Origin of the sequence: Yoonia rosea (assembly GCF_900156505.1) — a bacterium.
GTDB lineage: Bacteria > Pseudomonadota > Alphaproteobacteria > Rhodobacterales > Rhodobacteraceae > Yoonia > Yoonia rosea.
Map to the genome: position 1 here is coordinate 1,130,025 of NZ_FTPR01000001.1, position 13,970 is coordinate 1,143,994.

At 57.5% G+C, this 13,970-nt stretch carries 15 protein-coding genes; 8 read left to right on the plus strand and 7 right to left on the minus strand.

Annotation, left to right across the window (positions count from 1 at the left end; genetic code table 11):
- Positions 1-2: 2 nt before the first annotated feature.
- Positions 3-461 carry a DMT family transporter gene (locus B0B09_RS05530; protein WP_076658685.1) on the plus strand — a complete coding sequence of 153 codons (459 nt, stop codon included), beginning with the start codon at positions 3-5 and terminating at the stop codon, positions 459-461.
- A 119-nt stretch (positions 462-580) separates the two neighbouring features.
- Here the strand turns inward: B0B09_RS05530 and speB are convergent, their stop codons facing one another.
- From speB to B0B09_RS05545, 3 genes are all read right to left on the minus strand, one after another.
- On the minus strand, positions 581-1,540 hold the full coding sequence (gene speB / locus B0B09_RS05535) for an agmatinase (protein WP_076658686.1): 960 nt from the start codon (positions 1,538-1,540) through the stop codon (positions 581-583).
- 78 nt (positions 1,541-1,618) lie between these two features.
- A complete protein-coding gene (locus tag B0B09_RS05540) occupies positions 1,619-2,695 on the minus strand; it encodes an ABC transporter ATP-binding protein (protein ID WP_076658687.1) in 1,077 nt (358 codons plus the stop codon).
- A gap of 104 nt (positions 2,696-2,799) precedes the next feature.
- Positions 2,800-3,579 carry an SDR family oxidoreductase gene (locus B0B09_RS05545; protein WP_076658688.1) on the minus strand — a complete coding sequence of 260 codons (780 nt, stop codon included), beginning with the start codon at positions 3,577-3,579 and terminating at the stop codon, positions 2,800-2,802.
- A gap of 125 nt (positions 3,580-3,704) precedes the next feature.
- Between B0B09_RS05545 and B0B09_RS05550 the strand changes: the two genes are divergently transcribed.
- On the plus strand, positions 3,705-4,667 hold the full coding sequence (locus B0B09_RS05550) for a Hint domain-containing protein (protein WP_076658689.1): 963 nt from the start codon (positions 3,705-3,707) through the stop codon (positions 4,665-4,667).
- 13 nt (positions 4,668-4,680) lie between these two features.
- On the opposite strand, the gene B0B09_RS05555 is transcribed toward B0B09_RS05550, so the two are convergent.
- A complete protein-coding gene (locus B0B09_RS05555; RefSeq protein ID WP_131824997.1) occupies positions 4,681-5,283 on the minus strand; it encodes a hypothetical protein in 603 nt (200 codons plus the stop codon).
- A 101-nt stretch (positions 5,284-5,384) separates the two neighbouring features.
- Between B0B09_RS05555 and B0B09_RS05560 the strand changes: the two genes are divergently transcribed.
- From B0B09_RS05560 to B0B09_RS05575, 4 genes are all read left to right on the plus strand, one after another.
- Positions 5,385-6,980 (plus strand): peptide chain release factor 3, encoded by a 1,596-nt coding sequence (locus B0B09_RS05560; protein WP_076658691.1) that lies wholly within the window; start codon positions 5,385-5,387, stop codon positions 6,978-6,980.
- Positions 6,981-7,046: 66 nt separating this feature from the next.
- The gene (locus tag B0B09_RS05565) at positions 7,047-7,676 is read left to right on the plus strand and encodes a hypothetical protein (RefSeq protein WP_076658692.1); all 630 of its coding nucleotides are present in this window, start codon (positions 7,047-7,049) and stop codon (positions 7,674-7,676) included.
- Positions 7,677-7,750: 74 nt separating this feature from the next.
- Entirely contained in the window at positions 7,751-8,503 is a 753-nt protein-coding gene (locus B0B09_RS05570; RefSeq protein WP_242654346.1) for a hypothetical protein, read from the plus strand.
- A 147-nt stretch (positions 8,504-8,650) separates the two neighbouring features.
- Positions 8,651-10,102 carry a DEAD/DEAH box helicase gene (locus B0B09_RS05575; protein ID WP_076658693.1) on the plus strand — a complete coding sequence of 484 codons (1,452 nt, stop codon included), beginning with the start codon at positions 8,651-8,653 and terminating at the stop codon, positions 10,100-10,102.
- A 69-nt stretch (positions 10,103-10,171) separates the two neighbouring features.
- Here B0B09_RS05575 and B0B09_RS05580 read toward each other — a convergent pair whose 3' ends face one another.
- The gene (locus B0B09_RS05580; protein ID WP_076658694.1) at positions 10,172-10,471 is read right to left on the minus strand and encodes a hypothetical protein; all 300 of its coding nucleotides are present in this window, start codon (positions 10,469-10,471) and stop codon (positions 10,172-10,174) included.
- 36 nt (positions 10,472-10,507) lie between these two features.
- On the opposite strand from B0B09_RS05580, the gene B0B09_RS17885 reads away from it, so the two are divergent.
- Entirely contained in the window at positions 10,508-10,654 is a 147-nt protein-coding gene (locus B0B09_RS17885) for a hypothetical protein (RefSeq protein WP_165689294.1), read from the plus strand.
- 68 nt (positions 10,655-10,722) lie between these two features.
- Positions 10,723-11,490 carry a GGDEF domain-containing protein gene (locus tag B0B09_RS05585; RefSeq protein ID WP_076658695.1) on the plus strand — a complete coding sequence of 256 codons (768 nt, stop codon included), beginning with the start codon at positions 10,723-10,725 and terminating at the stop codon, positions 11,488-11,490.
- A 35-nt stretch (positions 11,491-11,525) separates the two neighbouring features.
- Here B0B09_RS05585 and B0B09_RS05590 read toward each other — a convergent pair whose 3' ends face one another.
- Entirely contained in the window at positions 11,526-13,190 is a 1,665-nt protein-coding gene (locus tag B0B09_RS05590; protein WP_076658696.1) for a ribonuclease J, read from the minus strand.
- Positions 13,187-13,960, minus strand: coding sequence for a type III pantothenate kinase (locus tag B0B09_RS05595; protein ID WP_076658697.1), 774 nt, complete (start codon positions 13,958-13,960; stop codon positions 13,187-13,189). Before B0B09_RS05595 ends, B0B09_RS05590 begins: the two co-directional genes overlap by 4 nt.
- Positions 13,961-13,970 lie beyond the last annotated feature (10 nt).

The window sequence follows — 13,970 nt, forward strand, 5'->3', positions numbered from 1 at the left end:
GAATGACACATTCGTCCCTGATCTTTGCCGTCTTGGCCTTTGTAGGTGGTATGCTCGTGGCAGCACAGGGACCCATCTATGCGCGGCTCTCAGCTGGCCTGAATAGGGACTTTCTGCTTTCCGTTTTTCTGGCCTTTTCAACAGCAGCGGCGCTAACCGGCGCGCTCGCTTTTCTGTCTGGCAGTTTTCGAAACCTAACGTTGACAACACTCACCCATTTGCCACTCTGGGTCTGGCTCGGAGGGGTTTTCGGCGCGATCCACGTGGTCATTTCGATGCAGAGCATTCCCGCGCTCGGCGTCACGCTCTTTCTCGTGATCGTCGTCACCGGCAATTTGGTGGGCGCAGCTATCTACGATCATTTTGGAGCAATGGGTCTTGAGGTTCGTTCGTTCTCCCTGATGAAAGCGGTTGGATTACTCTTGGTAGTTGTGGGGGTTGGGATCGTCGTCCGAGCCTGATCATTGCGCTCAGGTTTTCACGCTCGCTCCGGGAAAGCCGACTTTCGCCATGGTGCAGGAAATCGGAACTCTGGGCTCAAACCGGACCTTCGCTGCGATCAGCTAGATCGCTCAAAACATCAGGTCTTTTTTGCGTGCAATATCCGCCCGATGACGTTCATCAGCAATTGCGCCGCCAAGGTCGATGTGGACCCACTGTGATCAAAATCAGGGGCCACTTCTACGAGATCGAGCCCAACGATATTGCCCCGTTTTGCCAGCCCTGCCAGCAGCTCCAGCACTTCGTAATAGATGAACCCACCGTGGCTTGGCGTGCCTGTGCCGGGGGCGATTGACGGATCAAAGGCGTCAATATCCACGGTCACGTAATACTGCACACCCGCGGGAATGCGTGCGAGCATCGCATCCACCCCCATCGCGCGGAACTGGCGCACCGACTGGATATCCGACCCCATCTTGCGCGCATCGACATAGCCGTCCTTGGCGGTGGACGACACGTTGCGAATGCCGATCTGGCTCAGCCCCGTGACGTAGGCCTTCTCGGCTGCACGGCGCATCGGGTTGCCATGGCCAAAGCGCACGCCGTGGCGTTCATCAACGAAATCAAGATGCGCATCAATCTGGACCACATGGATCGGGCCTTGGTCGTCAAAGGCGTTGATGCAGGGGATGTTCACCGAATGATCGCCGCCCAGCACAACGGGGATTGCCCCCGCCGCCAGGATTTTGCGCACACCGAATTCGATATTTGCATGGCTCTGCACCGTGTCGGTATGCACGATATCGGCGTCACCGATATCGACAATCGTAACCTTCGCAGGATCGAGGTAGGTCACATCATCCTCATGGTCATAAGCACCCGCATGACCGAAGGAAAACAGGGTTGAGGCCTCTCGGATCGCGCGCGGCCCCATGCGCGCGCCCGATCGCCACTGGGTTCCTGCATCAAAGGGTGCGCCCATCACCGCGACATCGGCCTTGATCGCGTCCCAATCGGACACATAGGGGTATTTCCCAAAGGTACAGATACCCACAAATGGCAGGTTCAAGCGCCCGCCCTCATAGCCATGATTTGCCATATCCCGTCCCCTCTTTGCGTGATGCTCAAGGGAACTATGGCCGATCTACAGGCGTGCTGTAAGGGCATTTTTGACGCGTCAGCTGCCTGTGCGCGGAAACACAAAACACCGGTCGCGGCGGATCATCAGCCAAAGCGGCATGCCGGGTTTGGGCAGGAACACAGACGGCACCACGGCCTTCAGGATCGAGCCATCGAAATCCATGCGGAACTCGACAAGGCTGGATGCACCCATGAACCGCGCACGTTCGACAACGCCGCGCGCGGCGGTGCCGTCTTCGGGCGTCGGGTTCGGGCCACGCCCGCCGCGATCAAAATCAATCTTCAGGTGCTGGGGGCGGATCACGATATCCACTTCGGTCCCGTCCGGCACACCGGGGGCAAGAAACTGACCAAAGGGCGTGTCCGTCAGCGCACCCTGAACCTTGCCTTTCAGCACATTGATATCACTGAAAAACGCAGCAGCAGCTTTGTCTTTTGGGGTGTTGTAGATGTTATAGGGTGCACCGCGCTGGACGATCTTGCCGTTGCGCATCAGGGCAATTTCATCGGCCATGCGCATCGCCTCGCCCGGTTCGTGGGTGACCAGCAAAACGGCGGTGCCTTCGCTTTTCAGCACCTCAAGCGTTTCGTCACGGATATCGTCGCGCAGGCGGTCATCAAGCCCCGAGAACGGCTCGTCCATCAGCATAATGCGCGGGCGCGGCGCAAGGGCACGGGCCAGCGCGATGCGCTGTTGTTCGCCGCCTGAAAGCTGATGGGGATAATCATTAATGTGCGCAGACATGCCAACTTTGGCCAACAACGCATGCACGCGGTCGGTTGCTTTGCGGCTTTGCAGCCCGAAGGCCACATTTTGCCCGACAGTCAGATGTGGGAACAGCGCAAAATCCTGAAACATCAGCCCGATATGGCGCTCCTCGGGCGGCAGCGAGACATCGCCGTCACAAACCATCTTGCCATCCACAAGGATCGTCCCGCTGCTTTGCTTTTCCACCCCCGCGATAATCCGCAAAGTCGTGGATTTACCGCAGCCCGACGGGCCCAGCAAACAAGTCACCTGCCCCGGCATCACGGTCAGGCTCACGTCATCGACAACGCGGCGCCCGCCGAAGTCTTTCACGATATGGCTGATCTCGAGGCGGGGGGCTGGCATAAGGGGGCGTTATCCCTGACGAAAACTATTGGGTATAGCGCACCTAACAACAGTTTTGCTGCGGGGCAAGGTCCACACCCTGCCCCTTTGTTTTTTCGAACAGCTTAGATCGTGGCGTTGATCGCGCCGCCGTCCAGCACAATGTTCTGACCCACGATAAAGCCCGCGTGGTTGGAACACAGAAACGCGCACATCGCGCCGAATTCTTCTGCCGTGCCATAGCGCCGGGCGGGAATCGTCGCCTCGCGCTGGGCTTTGGCGGCCGCAAGGTCTATGCCTTGCGCCGTTGCAACACCGGTATCAAGGCTGACGGCGCGATCCGTGGCGTGAATACCGGGCAGCATGTTGTTGATGTTCACGCCGAACTGGGCCACCTGACGTGCAGTGCCCGCGGCATAGCCAGTCAAACCGGCACGGGCAGAGTTTGACAGACCCAACTGCGGGATCGGCGCCTTCACAGATCCGGAGGTGATGTTCACAACGCGGCCCCAGCCCTTGTCGATCATCCCCGGCATCAGCGCTTTCATCAACGCGATCGGGGCCAGCATGTTGGCATCAAGCGCTGCAATGAAATCATCACGATCCCAATCAGACCACAGGCCAGGAGGCGGGCCACCGGCGTTATTGACCAGAATATCAACGCCCTCAGCCTCTTTGAGCAATGCATCACGCCCGGCCTGCGTGGACACGTCCGCCGCCACAGTGACAACATCAACGCCATATTTGCTGCGGATATCTGCCGCGGCCGCTTCGAGTGCGTCTGCGCCGCGTGCGTTCATGACAAGGTTAACGCCTGCCTCGGCCAATGCCTCGGCGCAACCACGTCCCAAGCCCTTTGATGATGCACAAACCAGCGCGCGTTTCCCTTTGATCCCAAGATCCATCGTGTCTTCCCTTTTATGTATTTATAGCCGACGACCTAGCACTGCTGCCCCCCTTCGGCAAACGAAACGCGCACGTGTGCGATCATGCTTGGCCTAAAGCCAAAGCCAGTGTAACTCCAAGCGACATGAGCCAGCGTCCGATTACCGTCGATATATTCCCCGCAACCAAGGTGATCGCCAGTGATGGCGTGACCAAAGGCGAGACGCTGTCATTCGCCGACGAACTGGTGATGGATGATGTCTACCGGATTGATGCCGATGCAGAACTGACCCCGCTTGAGCTGATTGCAGAGGGCAAAGCGCTGCGGCGGACCGAACCACGCGGCAATATCGTGCATCTTGATAGCTGCCTGACGCTTATGGCGCCTGACGGGGACACGCATGAGGCGCTTGTTCTGGTCGAAGTCGAAGATGACAACGTGGCAGATATCTTCCTGCTGCCATTGGGTGAACTACAGCCTGCGGTCGATTATCGCCTTGTCGGTCTGGAACGTCACACAGCCACCCGCCGCTTTGCCGAAGCCGCCAGCGGGTCCTTTGCCCGTGGCACCCGCATTACCATGAGCGACGGACAGATGCGCACGATCGAAACGCTAAGCATCGGAGATATGGTCCTGACCCGCGACGCAGGTAAACAGCCGATCCGCCATATCGGGCAGGCCACACTGCGTGCCTCGGGCAGTTTTGCACCGGTCGTGATTACCAAAGGCGCGTTGCACAACGAGGCCGATCTGGTCGTGCGCCCCGACCACCGTCTGTTCATTTACCAGCGCGAAGACGAGCTTGGCGCCGGACGCGCCGAAGTACTGATCAAGGCGCGCCATCTGGTGGATCACACAACCGTGTTGCGGCGGCGTGGCGGGTTCGTGGATTACTTCCAGCTCATCTTTGATGATCATCACATCATTTACGCCGAAGGAATTGCCGCAGAATCGCATCTGATCAGCGCGCAAACACGCCATGGTCTGCCAGCCGGCGTCTCCTCACCCGATCACGCGCATCGGCCGCACCTGGATTATGAGGTCCAGAAAAGCCTTATTCCGGCACAAAAGGCGGTGTCTTTGCTGCGCAAAGCATCAACGCGGTAGGCCCAAGCCCTCATCACAACCCGTTCTCTTCAAGGACAATCACAATCGTTCCTTCTCTTGCGGTTCCGTTATGATCGACCTGCGCCTCCAGATCACCGCCCGCAAAGGCAGACGTCGGATTGCCCAGCAAAACCCCTGTCATTTCCCCCGCAAATCCCAGTGTTTGCCCGCTGCCGCTTAGTGTGCCCGCGTAACCCAACGGCATATTCTGGCCCACGGCGTTGCTTTGCAGGTCAATCGTTCCGGCATAATCCGCGAGATCGCTATCTGAACTGCCCCCGAAAACACGTGTCACCGCCCCTTGGGCCGCACTGGTGTCAAAATCAATCTGCAAATCCGCATCGCCGAAGAGAATGATCGGCTGGCTGCCCGTCTCGACCCGCATTGTTGCAAAACCAGCCAAGGACATGGTGCCGGTCGTGGGGATGCTTTCCTCCGCCGTCATCGCCATGCCCACAACGCCCGCCGCAGGGTCGCCCAGAACCCGCAGTTTTTGCCCCTCGTAGATATCGAGCCGCGCGAGACGGGGATCAATCCCGCTGCCGCCCCCACCGCCGCCCCCGCCGCACCCCATTAGGCAAAGCAACAGACCGGCAGCACATGCATAGTGTTTCATTGCAGCCCCCTTGCCGGACGCAATATCAGTGAAAACCAAATCTTTGGTTAAGCACACTGTCCCGATTGCCCTTTCCAGCCCGAACGCATAAAGCGTGAGCCATGACAAATCGCCCTGACCTTCCCGCTGAAATCGCCCGCCGCCGGACCTTTGCGATCATCTCGCACCCCGACGCGGGTAAGACGACGCTGACCGAAAAATTCCTTCTTTATGGTGGCGCCATCCAGATGGCCGGACAGGTGCGCGCCAAAGGCGAAGCACGGCGCACGCGGTCGGACTTTATGCAGATGGAAAAGGACCGCGGCATCTCTGTGTCCGCTTCTGCGATGTCGTTTGACTTTGAAAAATACCGGTTCAACCTTGTTGACACGCCCGGCCACTCGGATTTTTCCGAGGATACCTATCGGACACTGACCGCGGTCGATGCCGCCGTGATGGTGATCGACGGTGCCAAGGGTGTGGAAAGCCAGACCCAGAAACTCTTTGAAGTCTGCCGTTTGCGCGACCTACCCATCTTGACCTTTTGCAACAAAATGGACCGCGAAAGCCGCGATACATTCGACATTATTGATGAAATCCAAGAAAACCTTGCAATTGACGTCACACCCGCTTCCTGGCCCATCGGCGTGGGGCGCGAATTCATCGGATGCTATGATATCCTGCGCGACAAGCTGGAACTGATGGATCGTGCAGACCGGAACAAGGTCGCCGAAAGCATCCAGATCAGCGGTTTGGATGATCCCAAACTGGCCGAACATGTGCCCGCACATCTGCTGGAGAAATTCCTTGAAGAGATCGAGATGGCCAAGGAATTGCTGCCGAAGCTCGATCCCGAGGCGCTCTTGAACGGCTCGATGACGCCCATTTGGTTCGGCTCTGCCATGAATTCATTTGGCGTCAAGGAACTGATGGACGGTCTGGCGACCTACGGGCCAGAGCCGCAAATCCAATCGGCCCAGCCCCGCAATATCGCGCCCGAGGAAACAAAGGTCGCGGGTTTCGTATTCAAGGTGCAGGCCAACATGGACCCCAAGCACCGCGACCGCGTGGCCTTTGTGCGCCTTGCGTCCGGGCATTTCGAACGCGGCATGAAACTGACCCATGTGCGCAGCAAAAAGCAGATGGCAATCACGAATCCCGTGCTGTTCCTTGCCGCTGACCGCGAACTGGCAGAAGAGGCATGGGCCGGTGATATCATCGGCATTCCCAACCATGGCCAGCTGCGCATCGGCGATACGCTGACCGAGGGCGAAGCGATCCGTGTCTCGGGTATCCCGTCTTTTGCGCCGGAACTTCTGCAAACCTGCCGCGCGGGCGACCCGATGAAGGCCAAACACCTTGAAAAGGCCCTGATGCAATTCGCCGAAGAAGGAGCCGCCAAGGTGTTCAAACCGACCTTCGGGTCAGGCTTTATCGTGGGCGTCGTGGGCGCGCTGCAATTCGAGGTGCTGGCCAGCCGGATCGAGCTGGAATACGGCCTGCCCGTCCGGTTCGAGCCCTCACAATTCACTTCGGCCCGCTGGGTTGCGGGAGAACAGACAGCCGTGGATAAATTCGTGGCCGCCAACAAACAGCACATCGCGACCGACAATGACGGCGACACAGTCTATCTGACGCGCCTGCAATGGGACATTGACCGCGTCGGGCGGGATTACCCCGACATCAACCTGACCGCGACAAAAGAGATGATGGTATAAGTTATAGGTTGTTTCTCGATTCTCCGTTCATTAACTAGATGTTAATGAATAGAGAGAGGACAATTTATGTTTTTAAACATCAAGTTATGCACATCAGCCGCACTGGTTGCCTTGATCGCTGGATGCGGCGGATCGGGCAGCGTGTCGCAAGCGAGTTACAGCGGCTTACAAAGCGAGCTGGACGGTCTCTTCGCCGAAGCCGGAGGTGCACCCCTATTCTTAACCGACGACTTACCGGTCGAAGGCACCTCAACCTATAACGGTGTCATTAGCCTTCTGGTCTATGAGGACGACCTGCAAGTGCTTGGCGATCTCGAAGTCGTTGCGGATTTCGAATTGGGAAATGAAAGCGTTACGGCGAGTGCTGATAGTTTCTCGGATAACACCGGTGATACCTATCAGGGGCGGTTAGAGATGCCTGATGGAGTGATCTTTTTCAATTCAGACCCAAGCGACGCCGGGTTTACGGGTGATTTCGGTGGCACGCTGACAAGTAATTCAACCGACGAGCAGATCGTTGTCGACACACTCTTGATCGGTGACTTCTACGGTTCGGACTATGAATATGTGTATGGCGTATTGCGGGGCGAAATCACAACCTCGGAAGGCACCTTGCAGATAAACGATGGTATCGACCGTAACAACGTAGAAGTTACCAATGCCGATGGTTTTGTTGAGTTTATCGCCGAACGGTAGCGCGCAGTTGATGCTGGCAACTGCGACGCGGTTGCATCCCTGCACAGAGCACTGAATACTGCGCCCCATCAGTAATGAAGGGGCGTTTTTCTTTGCACCAATCCAACGAAACATTCCCCGGCGGGATCGGTGGCCTGATCCCGCAATACCAAAAACGCCGCGCACGACTGACGGGTGCGGACCTTCCGCCTTTGGACGTTGATTTTGACGCGCTCAAGCCCATGCCGTTGCCGCCCCAAACCATGCCCCGTCCCGAGGGGCTGACGCGTGTTGAAAAAAAGCGCCACATGCTGCTGGGCGAACTGCAAGGGCACTGCGAACTGGCGCTGCTGCACGGGCTTTTGATTTCGCATTTGCGCAAACACACCTATCCTGAATCTGCACCCGCATTGTTCCGCAGGCTTTGGGCCGAGCAAGAGGCGTGGTTGCTGGACACCCTGCCCACCCGTTGGCTGATTTCTGCGATCATCACCTTTGCAGAACACGGCGCAAGCGAGGCAGACCGCAATCTGGCCGCACGGATGAATATCCTGTTCTCACTGATGAAAATCTATGAGGCCGAGCGCGCCTTTTCCGGCCATCCCCCGCAAACGCCGTTCCGGACGCAAAACCGCAACAAATCGCCCCTCCCGGTGGGGATGAAGGATTTCTCGGTCCTGCAAGGTGATCTGGAGGCCAACCTTCTTGCCCCGCTCTGGCGCGACGCCGAACAGGCACCAGCCGTCGGGAGACTGACGCGGCACCTGCTTGCGGTGCTGAACAGCGATGATGGCACTGTCTTTCGCCGCTTTGCCCTGATGCGCGAAAAAGCCACGAAAGCCCGTTGAACGCAGGCGGTTTGTGCCCTCAGCTTGACGGTAACAGGCATTTCCGCTATCGCATCTCCATGGCTCGCAAGGGCCTACGACGCGGGACGCTCGGAGAAATGCGTCCTTTCACAACATGCGGACCGAAACCGCATCTAAAGGACGTATATGACCAAGTTTTCTGATTTGAACCTTGCCCCCAAGGTTCTCAAAGCGATTGCCGAAACCGGCTATGACACCCCTACCCCTATTCAGGCCGGTGCGATTGCCCCAGCCCTTGAAGGCCGCGATGTTCTGGGGATTGCCCAGACCGGCACCGGCAAAACCGCCGCCTTCACCCTGCCGATGATCACGCTTCTGGGCCGTGGCCGCGCCCGTGCACGGATGCCGCGCAGCCTTGTTCTGGCGCCAACACGCGAACTGGCCGCACAAGTGGCCGAGAATTTCGACGCCTACGCCAAATATACAAAACTGACGCGTGCCCTGCTGATTGGCGGGACAAGCTTTAAGGATCAGGACAAGATCATCGACAAAGGCGTCGATGTGCTGATCGCCACCCCTGGCCGCCTGCTGGACCACCTTGAGCGCGGCAAACTGATCCTGACCGACGTCAAGATCATGGTTGTGGATGAGGCTGACCGGATGCTCGACATGGGGTTTATCCCCGATATCGAGGAAATCTTCAAACGCACGCCCTTCACGCGCCAGACCCTGTTCTTCAGCGCCACGATGGCCCCTGAAATCGAGCGGATCACCAATACCTTCCTGTCGAACCCTGCCAAGATCGAAGTCGCCCGTGCCGCGACCACGAACGTCAATATCAAGCAGGGTGTTGTCATGTTCAAAGGGTCATCCAAGCCCAAGGAACCTGCGGAAAAGCGTGATCTGCTGCGCAAGCTGATTGATGCCGAAGGTGAGGCCTGCACCAACGCGATCATCTTCTGCAACCGCAAGTCTGACGTGGATATCGTGGCGAAGTCGCTAAACAAACATGGCTATCAGGCCGCCCCGATCCACGGCGATCTGGATCAAAGCCACCGCACGAAGACGCTTGATAAATTCCGCGACAATGATTTGCGCATCCTTGTGGCCTCTGATGTGGCCGCGCGTGGTCTGGATATTCCCGCAGTGACACACGTGTTCAACTTCGATGTGCCCAGCCACGCCGAGGATTACGTGCACCGCATCGGGCGCACCGGTCGTGCGGGCCGGACGGGCACGGCGATCATGATCTGTTCGCCACGCGACGAAAAGAACCTCGAAGATGTGGAGCGTCTGGTGAACCAGCCAATCCCGCGCCTTGACGTGCCCGGTGGCAAAGCAGCACCGACATCCGCACCAGCCGAGGCTGCGGGCGAAACGACTGAAGAAAAGCCCAAGCGGACGCGGAGCCGCCGCAAGCCGGAACCGAAGGCAGAGACACCAAAAGCGCAAGAGCCAGCGGTCGTTGAAGCAAAGGAAGAGGCCCCGGCACGTGAGCAAAAGCCACGCGAAGACCGTTCACGCGGCGGGCGTGGCCGCGGCAATGACCGCCGCGACACTGGTCCAAAAATCGTTGGCATGGGTGAGGATACGCCAGCGTTTATCGCGCTGAGCTTTGCCGAGAGGGCCAAGAACTAGCGCCACTTTGCAAGCCGTCTTGCAGCGGATGTTCCCTAAGCGGGAGCATCCGTTTTTGTTTGGGCGACCTTACGCAGGACAGGCGATCTGGATACGGTTTTCAGACAATAGCCTGTCACCGGCAGGTCTGATCGTCACCCCTTCTCGCTCATTTATGATCCGGTAGCCCTGCGGACAAAGCCGGGCGGCATAGTTGTTGCGTTGTTGGTAATAGGCCTCTGCACCAAGCGCATCAGCATAGCGTGTCACACTGAATTCGTAGACATCGTTCGCACCTTGGCGGCCAATCGGCTGGCTGGCCGGATCGGTCATTATGCAGCCGGACAGTGTTACCGCCGCAACAAGCAGAGGAAGGGATTCAAGTTTCATTGTCAGTCACCTCACATGGTTTTTGCCCACGAGGTGATGATGATCAAAGCAAGTCGTCAAAACTATGACGACAGGGAGATGGATTTGGTTACGCAGGGCTTCCGCAGCACCTTCGCCTGTCTTTCAAGCACCGCCGCAAGTCAGCGTATCCCGCTCCAAGACGGCTCGGCGATAAAGATCTGAGAGGCGTCTTGTACCAATTATTAACATTTCAGCCTTACGTCAGGACGATGCGCGCTGGTTCAAACCTCATGAGCTATCTTGTTGAAGTGACGACCATACGGTCGCGCCTCCAAATAGTCTACAAGCCATTGATTTTTCTTATTTTTTTGATGGCCCTCGTTTTCTGCATCGAAAATACACTTATCCCGCAGCCAGACCGCAAGACACTCTTGGAACTGTTTCCAATCATTCTGCCCGGCTGGTTCTTGTTGTCATTGCTCTTTTTCCCGACGATCGCATATTTGCACAACCTAAAAGAAGAAATGTCAAAGCTTGCTTTGACGGATGATTTGACGCAACTGCCAAGCCGTCGTGCCTTCTTCAACAGAGCAATGGAAGCCACGCTTTCTGGCAAAGGCGGCTATCTGTTGATTATTGATGTCGACTTCTTCAAGCGGGTCAATGACACCTACGGACATGCTGTTGGTGATATATGTCTGAAAGCGGTCGCAGACAGGCTGAGAACGTGCACGACCGACACAGACTTCTGTGGGCGTCTTGGGGGCGAAGAGTTTGGCTTTTTTCTTGGGCAGAACAGTCGGGACTGCCTTCATATGGTTGCTGATCAGCTCCTTGAACCCATCGCAGTCGATCTGCACGCGTTCGGCCATGATAAACGCCTCGCACTCACATTATCGATAGGATCAGTCGACGTCGCACAGTCACAGCCGTTGGAAAGGCTGTTTCACCGCGCTGATCTCGCACTCTACAAGGCAAAGGAGAGCGGGCGGAACCAGATGGTCGCATGGGCCCATGATCTTGAACTCACAACGACGAAAGGGCTTTGCGCCGGATAGTATCAGGGCCCGCTCCCACGCGGTGTCGTCACGTTTTAACCCAAACGTGACACAATGACCGTTACCTCTGGTTTCTTCCCAATCTCGCCTTGTGCAGACCTCCGCGCGATTGTCTTGAGCTCTTTTTCCAGCTTCACTTCGTCGCGCAATGTCTTGGCATTAGCGCGGTTCACGAACTGGCTCAGGTCTTCTTCGACCACCTCGACCAACGCCGCGTTGTTGCGCCCGGTTTCGGCCAGCCCCATGATTTCCACCCAAGGGTCGCCCAATGGCTCGTCATTCTCATCTATGATCAGCGTCACGACCATATGCCCGTTCATCGCCATGCGGATACGGTCGCGCACGATGCCATCCATCGCGCCCACTTGCACTGATCCGTCCAGATAGGTCCGGCCTGTGTCGATATACTCAGCCACAGTCGGTTGGTTGCCAGAGAGATCAATCATCATCCCGTTGACCGCTACGATCCCTGACAGCCCACTTTCGGCACCAAGTTTGACATGCTCACGAAGGTGACGGTGTTCGCCGTGCATCGGGATCAGGGTTTGCGGTTTGGTAATCTGGTGCAAACGTAGCAGATCGGGGCGGTTGGCGTGCCCTGACACGTGGTATTTGCCGCCCGCGTCGTCGATCACATCCACGCCCAGCTCGGACAGCTGGTTCATGATCCGGATCACACCGCGTTCATTGCCGGGGATGGTTTTAGAGGAAAACAGGAAGGTATCCCCGTCCTGCAGCTTGATCCCCATATAATTGCCCTGCGCAAGCTGTGCACTGGCCGCGCGGCGTTCGCCTTGGCTGCCAGTCACCAACAACATGACGTTGTTACGCGGCATCTGCTGCGCGTCCTCGGGTGACACCACAGGCGGGAAACCCTTCAGAATGCCCACTTCGGTAGCGGCTTCGACCATACGCCGCATGGCACGGCCCAGCAGAACGACCGATCGGTCCGCCTTTTGCGCGGCAATCGCCAGCGTCTTCAATCGCGCGATGTTGGATGCAAAGGTGGTCGCCACAACCATGCCCTGCGCCTCTTTCATCATCTCGGAAATCGCGTCCCCGATCGAGGCCTCGGACCGGCCCGGATCACGCGAGAACACGTTGGTACTGTCACAGATCAGCGCCTTGACGCCATCTTTCGACACTTCTTCCCAAAGCGCTTCATTCCACGGATCACCGACCACAGGGGTTTCGTCAATCTTGAAATCGCCCGAATGCAGCACGCGCCCCTCAGGCGTATCAATCAGCAGGCCCGCACTTTCAGGGATCGAGTGGCTGATCGGCAGATATGATACCGTCAGTGGGCCGCATTTGATCATCTCGGGGTAAACCCCCACGACTTTGACCACGTTTTCGGGATGCCCGTGTTCTTCCAGCTTGCGCCGCGCGATATTGGCGGTGAAAGGGCGCGCATAGACCGGTGCGCCCAATTGTTCCCAATAGTGGCCAATCGCACCGACGTGGTCTTCATGGGCGTGGGTGATAAAGATGCCTTCGATCTGCGCCTTGCGTTCTTTCAGCCAGGAAATATCCGGCAGGATCAGGTCCACCCCCGGTGTGCCGTCCATATCAGGAAAGGTCACGCCCAGGTCGACAACGATCAGCCGCTCTTTGCCCGCAGGCCCATAGCCATAGACATAGGCGTTCATGCCGATTTCACCGGCACCTCCGAGGGGTAGATAGATCAGGCGGTCGCTCATGCGTTGTCCTTGTTATATTTGTGGATGACGGTCAGGCCGTGCATCGTCAGATCGTCTTCGAACGCGTCAAATAGGGCTTCTGCCTGTTGGAACAATGGGGCAAGCCCCCCCGTGGCAATAACTTGCATCGGCACGTCACGTTCTGCTTTGATCCGCGCGCATATCTCACGCACAAGCCCGATGTAACCCCAAAAGACACCTGATTGCATACAGGCCACAGTATTGGTCCCGATGACGCGTTGCGGCTGGGTAATATCAACATGCGGCAAGGCTGCGGCGGCATTGTGCAGCGCCTCTAGCGACAGATTAACCCCCGGTGCAATCACGCCGCCCACATAGGCGCCGTCCTCGGCCACAACATCAAAGGTGGTCGCCGTGCCGAAATCCACCACGATCAGGTTGCCACCATGCCGGTCAAAGGCACCGGCGGCATTGACCAACCGGTCCGGTCCCACCTGCGTGCCTGCATCAACGCGTGGAGCCGTGGGCAAAAGGCAATCGGGCTTACCCACCACAAGCGGGCGGCAATTATAATAGCGGTCCGCAAAGACCCGCAGATTGAACACCACGCGTGGCACGGTCGAGCTAACGATCACTTCATCAATCATCACGTCGACATTCTGGAACCGCATCAAAGTGGACAGCCAGACATAGTATTGATCCGCCGTGCGCTGCCATTCGGTGCTGGTGCGCCATGTCGCGATAAAGCGCTCACCGTCCCAGATGGAAAACACGGTATTGGTATTGCCGCAGTCGATGGCCAAAAGCATGGGGCCGCCT